The 20,206-nt window shown below is 34.6% G+C and carries 21 protein-coding genes and 1 tRNA gene; 5 read left to right on the top strand and 17 right to left on the bottom strand.

Features of this window, described 5'->3' with window-relative positions; all coding sequences use genetic code 11:
* Positions 1 to 3 precede the first annotated feature (3 nt).
* The 17 genes from O970_RS01130 to sucC form a co-directional block, all read right to left on the bottom strand.
* Positions 4 to 1,002 carry a MucB/RseB C-terminal domain-containing protein gene (locus tag O970_RS01130; protein ID WP_238610566.1) on the bottom strand — a complete coding sequence of 333 codons (999 nt, stop codon included), beginning with the start codon at positions 1,000 to 1,002 and terminating at the stop codon, positions 4 to 6.
* Positions 1,003 to 1,018: 16 nt separating this feature from the next.
* Positions 1,019 to 1,597 carry an RseA family anti-sigma factor gene (locus O970_RS01125; protein WP_024495350.1) on the bottom strand — a complete coding sequence of 193 codons (579 nt, stop codon included), beginning with the start codon at positions 1,595 to 1,597 and terminating at the stop codon, positions 1,019 to 1,021.
* A gap of 70 nt (positions 1,598 to 1,667) precedes the next feature.
* Positions 1,668 to 2,237 (bottom strand): RNA polymerase sigma factor RpoE, encoded by a 570-nt coding sequence (rpoE, locus tag O970_RS01120; protein WP_024495349.1) that lies wholly within the window; start codon positions 2,235 to 2,237, stop codon positions 1,668 to 1,670.
* A gap of 174 nt (positions 2,238 to 2,411) precedes the next feature.
* Positions 2,412 to 4,892 carry a class I adenylate cyclase gene (locus O970_RS01115; RefSeq protein ID WP_081685224.1) on the bottom strand — a complete coding sequence of 827 codons (2,481 nt, stop codon included), beginning with the start codon at positions 4,890 to 4,892 and terminating at the stop codon, positions 2,412 to 2,414.
* A gap of 163 nt (positions 4,893 to 5,055) precedes the next feature.
* Positions 5,056 to 5,131, bottom strand: a tRNA-Lys gene (locus O970_RS01110).
* 122 nt (positions 5,132 to 5,253) lie between these two features.
* The gene (ybgF, locus tag O970_RS01105) at positions 5,254 to 5,994 is read right to left on the bottom strand and encodes a tol-pal system protein YbgF (protein ID WP_024495348.1); all 741 of its coding nucleotides are present in this window, start codon (positions 5,992 to 5,994) and stop codon (positions 5,254 to 5,256) included.
* Between the two features lie 121 nt (positions 5,995 to 6,115).
* On the bottom strand, positions 6,116 to 6,604 hold the full coding sequence (gene pal, locus O970_RS01100; RefSeq protein WP_024495347.1) for a peptidoglycan-associated lipoprotein Pal: 489 nt from the start codon (positions 6,602 to 6,604) through the stop codon (positions 6,116 to 6,118).
* Positions 6,605 to 6,652: 48 nt separating this feature from the next.
* The gene (gene tolB / locus O970_RS01095) at positions 6,653 to 7,948 is read right to left on the bottom strand and encodes a Tol-Pal system beta propeller repeat protein TolB (protein ID WP_024495346.1); all 1,296 of its coding nucleotides are present in this window, start codon (positions 7,946 to 7,948) and stop codon (positions 6,653 to 6,655) included.
* 233 nt (positions 7,949 to 8,181) lie between these two features.
* A complete protein-coding gene (tolA, locus tag O970_RS01090) occupies positions 8,182 to 9,249 on the bottom strand; it encodes a cell envelope integrity protein TolA (protein ID WP_024495345.1) in 1,068 nt (355 codons plus the stop codon).
* 141 nt (positions 9,250 to 9,390) lie between these two features.
* The gene (gene tolR / locus O970_RS01085; RefSeq protein ID WP_024495344.1) at positions 9,391 to 9,813 is read right to left on the bottom strand and encodes a colicin uptake protein TolR; all 423 of its coding nucleotides are present in this window, start codon (positions 9,811 to 9,813) and stop codon (positions 9,391 to 9,393) included.
* Positions 9,814 to 9,817: 4 nt separating this feature from the next.
* Positions 9,818 to 10,495 carry a protein TolQ gene (tolQ, locus tag O970_RS01080; protein ID WP_202976332.1) on the bottom strand — a complete coding sequence of 226 codons (678 nt, stop codon included), beginning with the start codon at positions 10,493 to 10,495 and terminating at the stop codon, positions 9,818 to 9,820.
* Positions 10,496 to 10,903 (bottom strand): tol-pal system-associated acyl-CoA thioesterase, encoded by a 408-nt coding sequence (gene ybgC / locus O970_RS01075; protein WP_036562147.1) that lies wholly within the window; start codon positions 10,901 to 10,903, stop codon positions 10,496 to 10,498.
* 248 nt (positions 10,904 to 11,151) lie between these two features.
* Positions 11,152 to 11,256 (bottom strand): cytochrome bd-I oxidase subunit CydX, encoded by a 105-nt coding sequence (gene cydX, locus O970_RS01070; RefSeq protein ID WP_081685223.1) that lies wholly within the window; start codon positions 11,254 to 11,256, stop codon positions 11,152 to 11,154.
* A gap of 23 nt (positions 11,257 to 11,279) precedes the next feature.
* Positions 11,280 to 12,413 (bottom strand): cytochrome d ubiquinol oxidase subunit II, encoded by a 1,134-nt coding sequence (gene cydB, locus O970_RS01065; protein WP_024495341.1) that lies wholly within the window; start codon positions 12,411 to 12,413, stop codon positions 11,280 to 11,282.
* Between the two features lie 23 nt (positions 12,414 to 12,436).
* Positions 12,437 to 14,005: a cytochrome ubiquinol oxidase subunit I gene (locus O970_RS01060; RefSeq protein ID WP_024495340.1), complete on the bottom strand. Its 1,569-nt coding sequence runs from the start codon at positions 14,003 to 14,005 to the stop codon at positions 12,437 to 12,439.
* A 192-nt stretch (positions 14,006 to 14,197) separates the two neighbouring features.
* Complete coding sequence (gene sucD, locus O970_RS01055) at positions 14,198 to 15,070, bottom strand: succinate--CoA ligase subunit alpha (RefSeq protein ID WP_024495339.1); 873 nt, start codon at positions 15,068 to 15,070, stop codon at positions 14,198 to 14,200.
* 24 nt (positions 15,071 to 15,094) lie between these two features.
* A complete protein-coding gene (gene sucC / locus O970_RS01050) occupies positions 15,095 to 16,267 on the bottom strand; it encodes an ADP-forming succinate--CoA ligase subunit beta (protein ID WP_036562144.1) in 1,173 nt (390 codons plus the stop codon).
* Between the two features lie 190 nt (positions 16,268 to 16,457).
* On the opposite strand from sucC, the gene fldA reads away from it, so the two are divergent.
* The 5 genes from fldA to cls all read left to right on the top strand — a co-directional run bounded on the left by fldA (position 16,458) and on the right by cls (position 20,195).
* Entirely contained in the window at positions 16,458 to 16,970 is a 513-nt protein-coding gene (gene fldA / locus O970_RS01045) for a flavodoxin FldA (protein ID WP_036562186.1), read from the top strand.
* Positions 16,971 to 17,180: 210 nt separating this feature from the next.
* Positions 17,181 to 17,627, top strand: coding sequence for a ferric iron uptake transcriptional regulator (gene fur / locus O970_RS01040; RefSeq protein WP_024495338.1), 447 nt, complete (start codon positions 17,181 to 17,183; stop codon positions 17,625 to 17,627).
* An 82-nt stretch (positions 17,628 to 17,709) separates the two neighbouring features.
* A complete protein-coding gene (locus O970_RS01035; protein ID WP_024495337.1) occupies positions 17,710 to 18,255 on the top strand; it encodes a septation protein A in 546 nt (181 codons plus the stop codon).
* A gap of 9 nt (positions 18,256 to 18,264) precedes the next feature.
* On the top strand, positions 18,265 to 18,726 hold the full coding sequence (yciA, locus tag O970_RS01030; protein ID WP_051318568.1) for an acyl-CoA thioester hydrolase YciA: 462 nt from the start codon (positions 18,265 to 18,267) through the stop codon (positions 18,724 to 18,726).
* A complete protein-coding gene (cls, locus tag O970_RS01025) occupies positions 18,726 to 20,195 on the top strand; it encodes a cardiolipin synthase (RefSeq protein ID WP_036562142.1) in 1,470 nt (489 codons plus the stop codon). Before yciA ends, cls begins: the two co-directional genes overlap by 1 nt.
* The last annotated feature ends 11 nt before the right edge of the window (positions 20,196 to 20,206 follow it).

The following is a 20,206-nucleotide window of genomic DNA, read 5'->3' as shown; positions in this document are numbered from 1 at the left end:
AATTTAACGCTGCTTCTTGATATGAATATTCTTTACTATCCGTTTTATCGTTTCTAAAGGTAAATCACCAATGATTGTCACTTCGTTATTATTTATACCAGTAGTAAAAATAATTTGGCTACCTTTTTGTAAACTATATGTTTTTACTTTTTTATGTGCTTTAGATACATTTACCGAAAAAGAGAACACACCATCTGAATATAATTGACTGCTTATTTCAGCGTGCCTATAGTCTATATGCGATTGGGATTGCTGAACAAAACCAGCGGGGATATAACTTAACTCAAAATCACTCGCATCGGTTATCTTGTCCTGACTTACTAATACTGGATAGTTATCTTGTTGTTGTAAGTCGTTTAAAAAAGATTGTGTATGCGTCAATGGAGTGAGTTTAATAACTTTAAATTGTTGTAATAAGATATTTTTATCATTATAAAGATCTATACGTAAAGGGATAGAAGTATCGTCATCTAGCCATAGTACATAACTATTACGATCCCTATCTTTGGCTAAAATGCGAATTAATTGGGCACTTCTATTAGCGATTCTTGCTTTACCAACAGGATAATAATCATAATATTGACTTAATAATTTGAAATCGTTAAAGACGATATCCGGAAAAACTTCAACGATTCGAGAACTGTTCATAGTAAAAGAGGCACGATCTTGCTGTTTATAACTGACCTGATTATCTTTTAAAATTATTTCTCTGACTATGCCTTCAAGCGAAAGCAGTTGCGCATAAATTTTTCCATTTTGATTAACATGAATATATTGGAAGGAAGGATTAGCACTACTGTCAGTACTAGTGTTGACAAAAATAATCTCGTAATTCTTTTGTTTAACCGCCTTAGACATACTATTTAATCGTTTAATACTATCTAAATTTGAGCCATGTTCCGCTTCAGCAAAAACGGGAATAGCATAGCTAAAAAAAAGTAAAAATATAGATAGTATGCCTACCACTCTATTTCTCAATGAGGCAGTAATCATATAGGTCATTTTTGATAAAATTGAATTAGTGTGTCGCATTTAAACGTTTTTGTAATTCATAATCTTGTAGCAAAAGGTGAATTTTTTCATACTCTTCGGCGCTAAGTTTATTACTATCGACGTTACTATTTATCATCTCGTTCGTCTTATCCATACCACCGACTGGAGATAATTTTATCCCAATAGGTGTCGTATTCAATCTAAGCGTTTCCGAATCGGTATCACTCTGATTATTATAAAATTGAACACCCGCAATAATGGATAATGTTACACAAGCAGCTAGGCCTACTTGACCTATACGTGAAAATATATCTTTAAATTTTGGCCAAAATAAATGACCAATTTTAGCTGGATTTGTACCATTAAGTTCGTCTTGATCTACATAAACCGGATCAATATTTTCATTCATAATCATCCGTGACACGTTGTCACAAATATTTATCGATAGCATCTGATCATTTAGCCTATTATTTAGCGCATCTTTTGCCAAATGATAACGATACCATTGGGATTGTAATTCTTTATCTGTGGATAAAGAAGAAATAAATGCTTTATCTTCAACTAATTCACCGTCCATCAATGCGGAAAGCTTTTCTTTTTGCATATCAAATACCTTTATCCTATGACCTTTTAACATTCAATGTCTTAAGCAAACGCTATCATGAAAAATTTATTTATATTAATTCCTTGATTTTTTCATCGATGGCTTCACGCGCTCTAAAAATTCTAGAACGTACCGTTCCAACGGGCGTATCCATTATTTTGGCAATCTCTTCATAGCTTAATCCTTCCATCTCACGCAATGTTATTGCCAGCTTTAACTCTTCAGGTAAACTTTCAATAGTATTAAAAACAATATTCTTTATTTCATCAGATAGCATCAAATGCTCAGGGCTATCTATATCATGTAATATTTCACTACCTTCATAATTCTCTGCATCATTTGCATCAATATCGAAAGATGGTGGTCTACGTCCTTGAGCTGTCAAATGATTTTTTGCTGTATTTACTGCAATACGATATAGCCAAGTATAAAATACACTTTCACCTTTAAAACTATTTAAAGAACGATAGGCTTTTATAAATGTTTCTTGCACCACATCAGGAACTTCAGCTTGTAATACATAGCGAGAAACTAAATGCGCAATTCGATTCTGATAACGTAACACCAGAAGATTAAATGCATTCTTATCTCCTTGTAAAACTTGCTCAACCAATATTTGGTCGGTTATTTGTTCGCTCATGCTTAGGCTATACCTCTTAATAAACTAACTTCAATATTCCAATATCAAAAATGGCGTTTTTTGTAAGTTAGTCACTATGTAATTAGAGTTTGATAAACTCAAAAAGTTCCTTACATTTTAATCAAAATTACATATTAATGGGAATATTTATTTATATATCATGTAAATCGTAAACTAGGCAAATGGCATAATTTGACGTTCACCCTGAGACGTTACTGTTATTTGATAAAACTGTGGTAAATTGAAATTAATTGATGAACTTGAAGCAAAAGTAAAACGATCATCAGCTAATGTGTAATATTCATTAACATAGCGAATCATATTATATTTACTTCCATTACAATTTTTATATATTTCTATTTGATTATGTTCATTAAGTATATATAAGTCAAAGCCTTTATCGGTATCTTCAAAGAAGAACTGAATAATGCCTTCACAAGCAATGCTATCAATCTCCTTAGGTAACTCATTTGCTTCGTCATAAATACTTAGTGCTCGCCCATGCAATTTGTTATTAGTTATTGCACCATAAAAGTCTATTGTGTTATTAAAACAATGGATCGAAACGCCTAAGCGTTCAAAAAATAGTGTCCAAGATTTACCCGCAAAACGTACTGGTTTAAATTTCACTAAATTAGTTTGGGTTGAGCTAAGCCGTAATCCAATACATTTATGAAATAACGTTTTAATTTGTTCGATAATTATCGATTTTAAACGTTCGCTATAACAAAATATTTCAATAGAGTGAGGAACATCTGCATCTTTATGCATACGATTTAAGATATTTTTTAACGCATCCAAAATTGAGGATTCACCATCAAAATGTAAAAGGCGAATTTCATTCCAAGAATTACGATAAAGGAAGTCAATTGAACCAACTAAACTCATCTCTGCGTCACCATAATTTAATACATCAATAGAATCACTTGCCGCTGCAATATCACTATCTTCCAACAGTTTAGTTGGATCATTTTCCAAATTAATGATAATGGCCAAATGCCTAATTTCACATGGACTATAAAATGCCTCTTCAGTAGGTGAAATTCCCTGTATTGGAAAATAAGATTTTAGATCAGTAACCAATTGCAATAATTTATGATTATTTTGTTTACCTTGATCCCAAAAATATAATTTTGTCTTATTGGTGATTAACTTATTAAAATAACTCCAAGCTACTAATTTTAATAAGTTTGGACTAAACTCAAGATATTTACCACCTGAATTATATTTAGTTGTTAACTCTTTGTTATAAATATACCATCCAGCTCGATTTACTCTATCTTGGCTTACATGAATAAAAGTTAATGCTTGCTCTCCCCGTTCAATCGATATATTTGGATTGATAATCGATACCTTACCCGGTAAGACTTCATAAGTAGCGTATAACTTACGAGTCAAAATGGCTAAATCACGTGGGCTAATTTGCGCTTCAAGGTTATTTCGTCGCCCAACGTTTAATAAATTGCGATAACTTGTCATCATGGTATTTAGTAATTGATCATTTGCCTGACAAACGTCAGTAATCTTCCAAGAATGACAATGATCAAGATGAATAAGTTTTTCACTATTCCATCCCCACGATTTCACTAATTTATGTAAAATATCATGTCGCCAAGTCGGATTGGCGGTCTTAACCGAAAGTTTTGCCTCAATTTTTATATAAAAACATTGCCTTGCAAGTTCTAAGCGCTCTTCATCACCAATCGCTATCAAATAGTGGGTGACTTTTTCTAATAACATGTAATAAGGATCGAAATCAAAATAGTCTGTTTTATTTTGATGAATCAGCTGTTTGATTTCAGAGGCAATAAAATAACTATTTGGATATTCCCAAAAATAGGCTTCCAGTAAAATTGATTTTAAGACCGCTTTATAAGGTGAATCAATACTTTTATATAATTGCCATAAGCTAGCACCAAAATATTCTTCTGCAGACAGGGACTGTAATGGACCAAAATCAAGCCAATCATTACGATCAATCACCTTCTCATTAACTAAAGCATCAATACATTGCTCATAAGATGCATATTGAATACCATTAATTGTTAAATCTAATGGAATACGAAACCATAAAAGTAATTTACCCGCTATAACATTTGAAGTGCGATAAAACTCTTCAAGCAATAGCATATGCTGTGTCGAACCACAATTATCACCCATTAAACAATCATGATAATTATTTCGAAAACGATTAACGTCAACAATAAATAACGAGAGTGCAACGCCAAGTTGCCTAGCCCAATTTTCAATGAGTGAACATTTAGATTGTAATGTTGCTTTTTCAGCTTTAGATAATGGATTCTGTATACAAACCCAAATATCGAGATCAGAATTGATAGTTTGTCCCAATGAGCATGTACTTCCCATCGAATAGAGTGCGGCAATCCTAGGAGAGGAATTCGGCTGACATAAAGCGATTTGGTAATATTGCTCAGCAAATTTGACTAGCGCCTGATCGGGTTCAAAATCATCAATACCGTATATTTCATTATCTTCTATATAACCAGGTAAACTTGGATAATTGTAATGAAATAGCAGGGGTAACAATTTAAATACCTGTTGATAATTATTAGGCATACCAACTAAAGCCCTTTGTCGACGTAAATGGGCTAATTGAACTAATCTTTCATTTATATTATCTATGTAACACAGCATGTAGTAAGAACGCTCAAAAATACAAAATAAAAGCAATATTTATAGCGTTTATTATGTATATAGAAAAGATAAAAAATCTTATAAGTATATGTTAAATTTAGTTTATTATAACTATAAAAGTATGTAATAAAAAGAAATTAAAAAAAGAAATTGATAACAAGGATGGTGGGTCGTGAAGGATTCGAACCTTCGACCAACGGATTAAAAGTCCGCTGCTCTACCGACTGAGCTAACGACCCGACGAAGAGTTAATCACAAGTGACTATGGGTTGCTATAATACTGGAATTTTTTTTTAGTGCAACCCTTTTTTTTAAAAATTAAAGTCAAGCGATTGATGTTTAAGCAATTAAATCAAAAATACTACAATCCGGCTAATTTTTGTTTAGCTTGTTCAACAATATTCGCATTAGTAGGATATTTTGATATGACTTGATTAAATACTGTTTTCGCTTTATCTTTTTTACCCGTTTCTAATAAGATGAGTCCGATTTTATACATAGATTCGGCTGCTCTTGAGTCATTAGGATAGTTTTTAACCACATAAGCAAAATAGTAAGAGGCATCATCCTTTTTATTCTGGTTATAATTAAGCTGACCTAACCAATAATTAGCATTTGCCTGATAATTTGACTTAGGATACTGTTTTATAAATTGTTGAAAGGCAATGATCGCATTTTTAGGTTCCTTACCTTTTAATACAAATCCTATAATATAATTATAATCAACTTTATCCGTACCAGAAGGACTCCAATCGACTAAAGTATCGGAATTATTTTGGGTGGCTACATTTTGTGATGATTTATTATTAGTTAGTGATGACGTTGTTTTCGAACTAGTTGATTTTTGACTGGTTAGCTCAGTTTGTGACTGTTTTAGGATACTTTTTTGACGTTCAATCGTCTGCTCTAACTTATAGCTGGTCTCTTGCAACTGTCCTCTTAGAACATCAACCTCATTTTGTAAATCGATAAGTTGTTGTTGATATTGAGTGAGTAATTGACCTTGAGCGGTGACGATTTGCTCTAACTCAGATGATGATGCGGCATTGGCTAGAAATGAGCTAGAAAGAAGAATGCAAATAATACTTAACTTTTTATACATAACGAATATCTCTGCTTGTAAGAAAAACCGTGCTTACAATAAGATCAAGAATTTTAGTGGTAAAATAGCGTAGATATCAGCTACTATCTTTTAATAATAGTAGCTGATCAACGATAAAAAATTAATAAACAATCACTGCACGGCGGTTTTTAGAATAAGCCGCTTCATTATGACCTAGAACAAGTGGTTTTTCTTTGCCATAAGATACGATTGAAATTTGTGATGATGCTACACCACGTCCTTGTAAATAAGCTTTAACTGCATTTGCGCGACGCTCACCTAAAGCAATATTATATTCAGGCGTCCCTCTTTCATCAGCATGACCTTCAATTACTATAGTAAATGATGGATTTGCACGTAAAAAGGCCGCATGACCATCTAACTGAGTCGCATAATCGGCTTTAATATTGTATTTATCAAAATCAAAATAAACGGTATTTTGCTGTTGTAACTGTTGCAACTGTGCACTTGTCTGAGCTGTTGTTACTGACGTAGAGGTTGTTGTTGTCGCTGTATCGTTATAATGATCATTTTTTGTTGATGAACATGCTGTTATTGCTATTATAGGTAATGATAACATTAATCCTTTTGCTAACTTAGAAAGTTGCATAATTTACTCCTTTTGTTAATGATTTTAAAATTTAATATGAAAAATTACTTACAAATAGGGAGACCAAGCAGGAAATTTAACTTGTCCATCCGTTGCAGGTAATTTTGCTTTAAATCGGCCATCAGCAGAAACTAAATTTAAAATAGAACCTAAGCCCTCCGTCGAGCTATAAATAATCATAGTACTATTTGGTGAAATACTAGGGGTTTCATCTAAAAATGTATCTGTCAGAATTTGGTAGCTACCTGTATCAAAATTATATCGATTGATAAATTGCCCATTAGGCAATGTAGTGATCATAGTAACAAATTTACCATCTGGTGAAACACTCGGGTTTTGATTTTGTTTACCATCCCAAGTTAAACGTTGGGTAATGCCACTATTAATATTTACTGTGTACAATTGTGGACGACCTGCCTGATCAGATGTAAAGACTAATGTTTCATTATCTGGCATCCAAGAAGGCTCAGTATCATTACTACGCCCAGAGGTAACTTTATTAATTTTTCTTGTTTTAAGATCCATAACATAGAGATTTAAACTTCCATCTTTGGAAAGCACAAAAGCTAGTTTTGAACCATCAGGTGAAAATGCGGGGGCGCCGTTATGCTGTGGAAACGCCGTCAACGTTTCTCTCTCGCCTGTTTCTAATGTTTTCATGACTAAAGATGATCGTCCACCTTCAAAGGTGACATAAACAATTTTTTTGCCATCTGGTGACCATGTGGGTGACATTAATGGTTCTGTCGAGCGGTGAATAATTATCTGATCATAACCATCATAATCAGATACTCTCAATTCATGTGAAAAATTGCCACTGTTTGTTTTTACTACATAGGCTATACGAGTGCGAAAAGCGCCCTTAATACCAGTTAACGATTCAAATATCTCATCACTTGCCGTATGACCAGCATAACGTAACCAACGTTCAGTGACCGAATATTGATTTTCAGCCAAAATAGCCCCTGGGGTATTTATGGTATCAACTAATTGATAGCTAATTAAATATTGACCATCATTGCCTGGTTGAACTTTACCGATAACGACCGCATCAATACCCAATGCAGTCCAACTTTTAGCATTGATAGCCGATGCATTTTCTGGGCGCTCGGGCATTCTATCTACACTAATAGGATTGAATTTACCACTGTTACGTAAATCAGAAGCTATAATATTTTCAATTTTTTGTGGCATCTTACCAGTACCATTCCATGTGAATGGTACCACAGCAATTGGTTTGGCAGAATCTATACCATCTGTAATTACTATCTGTACATCAGCATGACATAAACTCATTGAAAATAATATATAGCCAATAAATAGCCGATATATAAATTTAAACATTGTAATACACCTTTATCATCTGTTGCATATTTCTAGACTCAAAATAGAAACAGGTTATCTTTGATTAAATTACCAACTATTATAACTTATTTTATTAGTCCGAATGCTACCTAAAATAAGATAAATTTGTTTTTACTGAAATTTTACTTATCACTAATAAAAATCGTTTATACTCAAGTAGTTAATCTATTTTTATTTTATTAATTATAATTTTTTATTATCAACACTAATAATTATTTTGGTCTGAAGTCGATAGTAACGTTTTTAACTTGCTGATAAAGTGCATCACTAGACGGTTTTGGCATCGTGGCTTTTTTGGTTACTGCCATGGCTTCGCGACACAATACAGGATCACCTTTACCTGTTGAGACATCAAGTATTAAGCCATCACGTGCAATCATAATTTTTATTATACAGTTTTTACCACGATAAGTTTTAGAATTAATAAATTTACTGGCTATGGCATTATGTACCAAGGTCTTAAATTTATCAATTTCCTCACTTGAGGCACCTTTTTGTATTTTTGGTTTGGATGACGTCAGATCACCAAGAATATCATCAAGGCTCTGTTGCTCTTTTAATTGCTCTTCTTGTTTTTTCTTCTCAGCTAACTGTTTTTGCTTTTCTTGTTCTGCTTTCAAACGTTCAGCTTCTTCGCGCTGTTTCTGTTTTTCTGCTTCTATTTTAGCTGCTTCTTCACGCTGTTTTTGCTTCTCTGCTTCTAATTTTGCCGCTTCTTCACGTTGTTTTTGCTTCTCTGCTTCTAATTTTGCCGCTTTCTCGGCTTTTTCTTGGAGTTGTTTCGCCTCAAGCTTTGCTTTTTCAGCTTCTTCAATCGCTTTTTGTTTGGCTAATAGCGCTTGATTTTTTTCTTCTTCTAAACGCGCTTTTGTTTTCGCTGCTTCTTGTTCGGCTCGTAATTTAGCTTGTTCTGCCTGTTTTGCCGCTTCGGTTTCTTTCTGTTTTGTTTTTAAAGATGCTAACCTTTCTCGTTCAAGCTCTTTTAGGCGTTGTTGTTCTTCAGCTTGTTTTTGGCGTAATTCACGATCACGTTGTTGTGCTTGCTGTTCTCGTTGAGTTTCAAGCTCTTGAATTGCTTTTTGTTGTGATTGCTGTCTAAGATATTGCTCAGAAATCACTTTTGGATCAACCATTATTGCATCGACAGTATTACCATTATCACCTGAATTTAATATCATATTAGTAACTGCGCTCGCACAGATAACAACCAAAAGAATGATATGCAAAATGAGTGAAAGAATGACCGATAATCTTAAGTTTAAATTATTTTTAATTGACATATACTCTAGTCACGTTGATTTAAATTGAAACCGATATATCATCCCGTTATGGATGAAATGCTATAATCTAATTACGATGAAATCCCAAAAACATCTATAAAATAGATGAAGCCCCTTACTGCTTCTAAGCACAATAGGAGGCTATATTGGTTGTGTCATTAATCCTACAGATTTTACACCCGCACTTTGTAATAGATTTAATGCTTTAATAATTTCTTCATAAGGCACCGTTTTTGCCCCACCAACGAGAAATATCGCATTTTCATTTTTCATTAATTGTTCTTTTATTTCTTCAACCATTAATTCTTGTGGTAAATCAGTTTGACGATGTTGTTCTATCACCAACGTATATACCCCAATATTGGAGACTTCAACAATGATCGGTTTATGCTCAGAAACGGATACAGATTTAGATTGGGCAGTTTCAGGCAGATCAACTTCAACACTTTGGCTAATAATCGGTGCCGTTGCCATAAAGATCAATACTAACACCAATAATACATCCAATAAGGGAACAATATTAATCTCTGCTTTAGTTGAGTAACGTTGATTGCGACGGCTCATAAAATCATTTCCTTACAGTCATAGCTTGACGTTGAAGAATTGCGGTAAATTCATCAATGAAGTTTTGATAATTCTGATCAATTCGACCTAACTTAACATTTAAACGGCTATAAGCCATCACCGCAGGAATAGCAGCAAACAGACCGATGGCGGTAGTAATTAGCGCTTCAGCAATACCTGGAGCAACCATTTGTAAAGTTGCTTGTTTTGCCGATCCTAATGCAATAAAAGCATGCATAATTCCCCATACGGTTCCAAATAATCCGATATAAGGGCTTATCGATCCTACTGTACCTAAAAAAGGGATATGCGTTTCAATCGCATCTAACTCGCGATTAGAAGCTAAACGCATTGCTCTAGTAGCACCTTCAAGTGCAGCATCAGGCATATCTGTGTTAATTTTATATAGCCGTGTAAATTCGTTAAATCCAGAATAGAAGATTTGTTCAGTACCTGAAATCGTATCTTTATTTTGAGCACACTCTTCATATAATTGGCCTAGCTCTTCAGCCCCCCAGAATTTTTCATCAAACGCAGTAATTTGCTTTTCCGTTTGTTTTAGCAAACATGTTTTTTGAATAATAATTGCCCAAGAAATGATGGAAAAAATCAATAATATCACCATAACAGCTTGAACTAATACCCCAGCTTTTAAAAACAGATCAATAATATTTATTTCCACTTACATAAACTCCATAGTTATCATTTCTGGAAGCGCTATCGGCTTCATTTTCAACATATTGACGCAAGCAATTAATACATTTGCCTGCCCAACCATTTTATTATCTTGATTAATTAAAGTCTGCTTAAACATTATAGAAGCTTTTTTTACTGATACGATTTCACACTTAACGGTAAGCAAGTCGTCCAATCTTGCAGCAGAAATATAATTAATATCCATATGTTTAACCACAAAAGCAATATTTTGCTTTAATAATTGATCTTGTGATATTCCTATTTGCCTTAACATTTCTGTTCTTGCCCGTTCATAAAAAGCTAAATAACGAGCGTGATATACGACGCCTCCAGCATCGGTATCTTCATAGTATACTCTTACCTGCCAATTAAACTCTTTCACACTATTATCCAACTATTTTTCAATAATTTTATTTTAACTTAACAAAGTTAGATTCGTTAAGAAAAATATCAAGAATTCGATGATAAATTGTTCCAAACCAAATAAATGGATATAAAACAAGCTAATGACCATTCCAAAATACGCTATTTACGTTATCTACGCTAGTAAAAAGGTTAAATGACCTATTAAATTAATCTTTATTTAATTAAAAAAATACGCACTAAACTAAGTGCGTATTTATATTATGTTAGTTTAAAATATTATTGTGATGGCTTATCATCGCTTTTTTTATCAATCCAAAGTCCAGTTAAAACCGCTAGACTACAAGCTAATAATACACCAACAAACCAAAGTAAATACCACATAACAACTCTTCCTCTTCAATTAATTAGTATACTGAATGTTTGTTATCTTCAATATAGCTTTTGTCTAAGCGACCAAACATTTTCACATAACACCAAATCGTGTAAGAGAGTACAATTGGAACGAAAATCATCGCCACCCAAGTCATCACCGTTAACGTATTATAGCTTGCTGTTGCATCCCAAATAGTGAGGCTTGCATCAGGCATAATACTTGAAGGCATAATAAACGGAAAGGTTGTTACTGCAAATGTTAATAGTACACAAACGATAGTTAGTGAAGAACTTAAAAAAACTAAACCACTTTTATCTTTTGCTGAGAATAAGATGGTAAATAGTGGGAAAACAGTACCTAGTAACGGAATGCCCCATAAAATTGGCATTTGATGGAAATTTGTTAACCAAGACGTACCTACTTCAACCGTTTTATTGAATGAAATAGAGGGTCCAAAATGATCAATGGTTCCTTTAATTGCATAACCATCCAGACCAAAAATCACCCATACTCCTGCGATAATAAAGGCGATCATCATGATGAATGCGGAGATTTGTGTTGCTTTACGTGCTCGGAAATATAATTCATCTCTGGTTTTCATTTGCAGCCATGCCCCACCTTGACTAATAATTAGAGTTAGGCTGACAATACCTGTTAACAGAGCAAATGGATTAAGTAACCCAAAGAAATTACCTTGATAGCTAACTCTTGATAAATGGTCAACATGTAGAGGAACACCTTGCAGTAAATTACCAAACGCGACACCAAAGACTAAAGCAGGCACAAAACTACCAACAAATAGTCCCCAATCCCACATTGTACGCCATTTTCCTTCTAATTTTGAACGATAATCAAATGCTAATGGTCTAAAAAACAAAGCACAAAGTACCAAAATCATGGCGATGTAGAATCCTGAAAAAGCAGCAGAATAGACTCTAGGCCATGCTGCAAATAATGCCCCACCTGCCGTAATTAACCATACTTGGTTTCCATCCCAATGCGGTGCAACAGTATTAATCATTATGCGGTGTTCATTGTCAGTTTTACCAATAAATGGAGATAGAATACCTACCCCCATATCAAAACCATCAGTAATTGTAAAACCAATTAATAAGACACTAATCAATACCCACCATATAAAGCGTAAAACTTCATAATCAAACATTGTATATACTCCTTTTTGCCTTATTAATTTGTTGCTCGATTTTGTTCAAAATGATAACGACCCGTTCTTAGGCTGCTCGGCCCCAGACGGGCAAATTTAAACATCAAGAACAGTTCAGCGATTAAAAATAGTGTATATAATCCACAGATCAAAATCATGGAGAACAATATATCGCCAGTCGTTAATGAAGAATTAGCAACGCCAGTTGGCAAAATATCCTGAATTGCCCATGGTTGACGACCATATTCAGCGACAAACCATCCACATTCGCAAGCAATCCAAGGGAATGGAATACTGATTAATAATAGACCTTGTAACCAACGTAATTTTATTATTTTCTCTTTGAATGTCGCCCATACTGCGGCCGTTATACCGATCAACATTAAGAATCCTAAACCGACCATAATACGGAAAGACCAATATAGAGGAAAGACTTCAGGAATAGAGTCGTTTACTGCGGATTGGATATGGGACTCTTGCGCTTGTTCAATAGATAAATTATCTTGACGAACAAAACGATCAAGTAATAAACCATAACCTAGATCACTTTTATGTTTTTCAAATAGTTGGACAACGTTTGGATCTGTATCGCCTTTTTTGATTTTTTCCAGATTTTCATAAGCAATCATACCACTACGTATACGGCGCTCATTTAATTTCATAATATCCTTGATACCCATCACCTGTGTATCTAATGAACGCGTGGTAATAATTCCCATAAGATAAGGAATTTCCACAGCATATTTATTACGCATCTCTTTTTGATCTGGAATACTGACTGCCACAAATGGCGCTGGCGCAGGATGGGTTTCCCATTCAGCTTCAATCGCCGCTAATTTTACAGGTTGCACGGTTGTCATTTCGTGACCGGCCTCATCTCCCATAAAAATTAAGGTAATACAAGAGCATAAGCCAAAGACCGATGCAACAGCAAAAGATCGTTTAGCAAATTCGATATCTCGTCCTTTTAATAAATAATAAGAACTAATACCAAGTACAAATATTGAACCAGTCACATAACCTGCGGTTACGGTATGCACAAACTTATATTGGGCGACTGAATTTAAAATCAGATCGAAAAAGTTGGTCATTTCCATACGCATGGTTATATAATTAAACTCAGATCCGATCGGAAATTGCATCCAACCATTGGCAACTAAGATCCATAAAGCCGATAAGTTAGAACCGAAAGCAACTAACCAAGTTACCATTAAGTGTTTGCCTTTGCTGAGCCTATCCCATCCAAAAAAGAACATCCCCACGAAAGTGGATTCAAGGAAGAACGCCATTAATGCTTCGATAGCAAGTGGCGCACCAAAAATGTCCCCCACATAATGGGAATAATATGACCAATTTGTACCAAACTGAAACTCCATTGTAAGACCGGTAGCAATACCTAGAGCAAAATTAACCGCAAATAACTTGCTCCAGAATTTAACCATATCTTTATAAATTTGTTTACCACTAACAACGTATACCGTTTCCATAATTGCTAACAAAAACGCTAAACCCAGCGTTAATGGGACAAAGATAAAATGATACATAGCTGTTAGAGCAAATTGTAACCTCGACAATTCAATGACATCCAACATTTTAACTCCCCATTCCTATTCTAGGAATCAAATTCACGCTATTAATTTCCCTTCAAAAGGCTAGAATCAGTTATTTTGCAAGGTAAATTAATTCGTTTTATTATTTAAAAAATATAGTTTAATTACTAAAAAAATTAACAATAGTATTGTACAGAATTACAATTTTGTAAAGTTTGTCAAAAATTCAAATGATTAATAGCCAAGTTGTTTTCTAACCATATCACCAATATTGCTTAAACTGGAAACAACAATAACACCCGCGGCCTCTAACACTTTACGTTTTTCATCTGCCGTTCCTTTACCACCAGCAATAATAGCACCTGCATGGCCCATTCTTTTGCCGGTCGGAGCGGTAACTCCGGCAATGTAACCAATAACAGGTTTCGTCACAAATTGTTTGATATAATTTGCCGCTTGCTCTTCGGCATTTCCGCCAATTTCGCCAATCATGACAATCGCTTCGGTATCGGGATCATGTTCAAACAGTTGTAACATAGTGATAAAATCGGATCCTGTAATCGCATCACCGCCAATACCAATGCATGTTGATTGCCCTAAACCAGCATCCGTTGTTTGTTTCACGGCTTCATAGGTTAACGTCCCAGATCGAGAAACGATACCGACTTTCCCCGCTAGATGAATATTACCAGGCATAATACCTATTTTACATTGTTCAGGTACGATAATACCGGGACAATTAGGTCCAATCATAATTGTATCGGTTAATGATAATTTTTCCTTAACGATTAACATATCAAGCGTTGGAATTCCTTCAGTTATACATATAATTAATTGAATTCCCGCATCAATCGCTTCTAAAATAGCATCTTTACCAAAAGCAGCGGGAACGTAAATGACCGTTGCGGTAGCACCCGTTGCGTCAATGGCTTCTTTAACGGTATTAAAAACAGGTAGCCCTAGATGGGTTGTCCCGCCCTTACCTGGTGTCACACCACCTACCAATTTAGTTCCATAAGCAAGCGCTTGTTCTGAATGGAAGGTACCTTGGCTGCCAGTAAAACCTTGACAAATGACTTTAGTATTTTTATCTATCAAAATGGCCATGATTATCTTTCCTTACTTATTATACTAATTAGCCGCTTTAGCTATTTTTTGTGCGGCATCATCTAAACTTGTCGCAGTGATAATTTGCAATTGACTGTCAGACAATATTTGTCGCGCAAGCTCGGCGTTATTTCCTTCCAAACGAACTACAACAGGAATAGTTAGACCGATTTCTTTAACCGCAGCGATAATACCTTCAGCAATTAAATCACATCTTACAATACCACCAAAGATATTAACTAATATCGCTTTAACTTTATTATGGGAAATGATCAATTTAAATGCTTCCGTTACTCGCTGTTTAGTGGTTCCACCACCAACATCCAAAAAGTTAGCGGGTTCAGCACCATATAATTTAATCATGTCCATGGTTGCCATAGCCAATCCAGCGCCATTTACCATACAACCGATATTACCATCAAGTGATACATAACTAAGACCTTGGTCAGCGGCTAATGATTCAAGTTTATCTTCCTGTGTTGGATCACGTAAAGCCACTAAATCAGGGTGTCTAAAAAGTGCATTATCATCGAGTACTATTTTCGCATCTAAACAGACTAACTTATTATCGGTAGTGATCACTAGTGGATTGATTTCCGCTAAGGCGATATCTTTATCTAAAAATAACTTTGCAAATCCAAGAAATAGCTGGGTAAAAGTATTGATCTGTTTTCCTGATAAACCTAATTTAAATGCAAGTTCACGACCTTGATATGCACTTGGACCGGTTAATGGATCAAGCGCCACCTTATAAATTCGTTCAGGTGTTTTATTGGCAACTGTTTCAATATCCATTCCCCCTTCGGTTGAAGCCATAATCACCACGCGTTGTGAGGCTCTATCGACGACAGCACCAATATACAACTCTTTTTTTATTTCATAAGCTTGTTCAATCAAAATTTGATTAACACGTTGACCAGACCTGTTTGTTTGATAAGTAACTAGATATTGCCCTAACCATTTCTCTGCAAAATCCACGATCTGTTGGTTATTATTAGTACAAATGACGCCACCTGCTTTGCCACGACCACCGGCATGAACCTGACACTTTGCTACCCAATTCGAGGAGCTAGAGCAAGACGCGATACGTTTAATTGTTTCATTAACTTCATCAATAGAATGGCAAACATACCCTGCAGGAACAGGTAATCCATACTGTTTAAATAATTGTTTAGATTGATATTCGTGCAAATTCATAATTTAAAGGTCCATTTTTCATTGTTTTTTAAGTCGGTAAAGTACACATCTTTTGTGTGAAAGACCATCTCAGTTTAATTGAATATTTACTAATTGTGTAGCAGATAAATGAGAATTATTGAAGCATAATAAAAAGCAATGTTATACTTAACTTTATTTTTAATAAGTAATTAAAATAGGACGCATAATGATGGCTAAAATCGGCATTTTTTTTGGCAGCGACACTGGGAATACGGAAAATGTAGCAAAACTCATTCATCAGCATTTAGGTAATGACGTAGCTCAAGTCCACGATATTGCAAAAAGTACAGAACAAGATATACAACAGTATCAATATCTATTTTTTGGTATTCCAACTTGGTACTATGGCGAATCTCAGTGCGATTGGGAAGATTTTTATCCTTCATTAGAAAATATTGATTTTTCTAATAAAATGGTGGCTATTTTTGGTTGTGGAGATCAAGAAGATTATAGCGAATACTTTTGTGATGCAATGGGTACTTTACGTGATCTATTATTAGCAAAAGATGCAAATATAGTTGGGCACTGGTCTACCGAAGGTTACCAATTTGAAGCGTCAAAAAGCTTAGTAGATGATAACCATTTTGTGGGTTTAGCCATTGATGAAGATCGTCAACCTGAACTAACTAATGAGCGAGTTAAACTTTGGGTTGAACAAGTTTCTGGTGAGATGGGGCTTTAATCTTTAGCCCATCTTTTATAATGTTACGATTTTACTTTATGTATTATCGTAACATATAATTTAATTCAGCTTAATTTATAGCAAATTTCCCTTTTTATCGCATTCAAGCTTATTCTAATATTGATTTTTTCCATCATAATAATCGATTTATTTTTTATCATAATAATCTTATAATGGGCTAAATTTACCATTTGAAAATAGAGAATATTTATGACTGACAATAACTTAGCCCTAAAAAAAGCGGGATTAAAAATCACTTTACCTAGATTAAGAATCTTAGAGTTATTGCAAGATCCTAAATATCAACACATCACTGCTGAAGATCTCTACAAAAAGTTATTAGAGATGGGGGAGGAGATCGGATTAGCGACAGTTTATCGTGTACTTAATCAATTCGATGATGCTGGTATTGTTACTCGACATAACTTTGAAGGTGGCAAAGCCGTTTTTGAACTTTCTCATCAAAAACATCATGATCATTTAATTTGTTTAGACTGTGGAGAGGTGTTTGAATTCCGAGATGAAATCATTGAGCAGCGGCAAAGAGAAATTGCTGAAAAACACGGCATAAATCTAACCAATCATAGTTTATATCTTTATGGCCATTGTTCTGGCGGGGATTGTAAAAATAATTTGAACTTACATACGAAAAAATAGTGGCCGTCTTTGGTATTAATAAGGCAATATGATACGAAACACTAAGATTAGGTTTAGTTAGCTCAATTAGGATTGGATATTTATGAAACAACTCCTTGAATTTATTCCTTTAATTATCTTTTTTATTTTATTTAAGATGTATGATATTTATGTAGGTATCAGCGCATTAATGATGACATCAACTGTTGCATTTATCATTAATTGGATGATATATAAAAAAATAGAAAAAATGGCTTTATTTACTTATTTGATGATTATCATTTTTGGTGCCATGACGCTCTATTTCCATAACGCCGCTTTTATTAAGTGGAAAGTCACCATTATTTATCTCCTTTTTTCTGTCGTATTATTCACTAGTCAACTGGTATTTAAAAAGCCACTTTTACAAAATATATTAGCTAAAAGTGTTGAACTCGATAATTTAGTATGGCATAGACTCAATATTGTTTGGGCTATCTTCTTTTTAGCCTGTGCGATGGCTAATCTTTATATTACTTATTTTATGTCAGAACAATTTTGGGTAACATTTAAAGTATTTATTTTACCTAGTTTAACCTTAGCGATTAGTGTTATATCAGGTATTTATATGTATAAAAATATCAATAAGGTAGAAAAATTAGAGTCATAAGGATCTCATATGAAAAAGATAGAAAAACAGCAACCAAGCGGTGAACTGGTATTAAGAACCTTAGCCATGCCAGCAGATACGAATGCTTATGGTCATATTTTTGGTGGCTGGATTATGTCGCAAATGGATTTAGGTGGCGCTATCTTAGCCAAAGAGATCGCCAAAGGGCGCGTTGTCACCGTTAATGTCAGTAGTATTACATTCTTAAAACCAGCCATGGTTGGTGATGTTGTTTGTTGTTATGCGCGTTGTTTAAAAACAGGTAGAACATCATTAACTATTGAAATTGAAGTCTGGGTCAAAAAAGTGACCGATTACTCTAATATCGGCGAAAAGTACTGCATAACCCAAGCCGTGTTTACATATGTTGCCGTTGATAAGCATTTCACCCCAAAGCCATTACCTGCACAATATCAAAATCTTAATGCTGATGAAATTGCTCAATGTAAAACAGATGATTGTTACTTATAATGAATATATCGCTCGGTTCATTGTATACATTACTTAGTTCGTTAATCTTTTTTCTTTATTGGTTGATGGTCGTTAGCACGACTTTACGTATTGTTACTCGACGTCGACCAGCGACTTATGTCGTGTCGTGGTTACTTATCATCTATATTGTCCCTATTCTTGGAACCATTTTATATCTTCTGATCGGCGAAGTTCATCTAGGAAAAATGCGAACTCATCGTGCTCAATCTTTACGCTTAGATATCAAACAGTTTATACAACAGCTTCGAAATTATTCAAAAATTTTTACCCACCATGTAAGCCAAGTTGCTAAGCCCATTTTTAATTTATGCAAGAGTCAAACGACGCTCGATGGTTTTTGCGGCAATCAAATTGAATTATTAACTTCTGCCGAGCAAGTATTTGATCGCCTTATCGCGGATGTAGACGCCGCGACATCTAATATCGAAATGGTATTTTATATTTGGAATGAAGGGGGTAAAGCTGATCAATTAGCTTTAGCACTCATTCGCGCAGCGAATCGCGGTGTGCAATGTCGCATCATGCTTGATTCTGCGGGTAGCCGGCGTTTTTTCCATAGTCCTCACTGTTTAGCGATGAAGGCCGCTAATATTGAAATTATTGAAGTACTAAAAGTCCATCTTTTACGATTTATTTTTCGACGTTTAGATTTAAGACAACATAGAAAAATGATCATGATTGATAATCATATTTCTTATACTGGCAGTATGAATATCGTTGATCCTCGCTATTTTAAGCAAGATAAAGATGTTGGCATATGGATAGATGTAATGATTCGAATGAATGGACCAATCACTACCCTCATGGATATTATTTTTGCCAGCGACTGGCAACTAGAAACGGGAAAACGCATAGCATTACCTAACATTCCCGACTTTTCTACCTTACCTCAAGAAAAAGATCATATTTTGCAAGTTATTGCATCGGGTCCTGGCTATACCGATGATATGATACATCAAGTATTATTGACCGCCATATACGCAGCTCAACAACAAATTATTATTACTACCCCCTACTTTGTACCCAGTGATATGATATTACAAGCGCTATGCACTGCCGCCTTACGCGGCGTGGAGGTCGTGATCATTGTGCCGCAACATAATGATTCACTGATGGTAAAATGGGCTAGCCGAGCTTTTTTTACGGAACTTTTAGAAGCTGGGGTCAAGATTTTTGAATTTCAACATAATCTATTACACACTAAAAGTGTACTGATTGATGAGCAACTGACTTTGATTGGTACTGTGAATCTTGATATGAGAAGTTTATGGCTTAATTTTGAAATTACTACCGTGATTGATAATAACCATTTTGGCCAACAAATAAAAAAACTATTAAATGAATATTTAACGCAATCGGTAGAAATCAATAAAGATTTCTGGTTGCAACGCCCTTTTTGGCAACATATTGCCGAACGGCTATTTTACTTTTTTTCACCTTTATTATAAATACTGGATCC

The sequence above is a fragment of the Candidatus Schmidhempelia bombi str. Bimp genome (assembly GCF_000471645.3).
Lineage (GTDB): Bacteria > Pseudomonadota > Gammaproteobacteria > Enterobacterales > Orbaceae > Utexia > Utexia bombi.
Note: the sequence above shows the minus strand (reverse complement) of the source record. Positions and strands in the feature narration are given on the sequence as shown.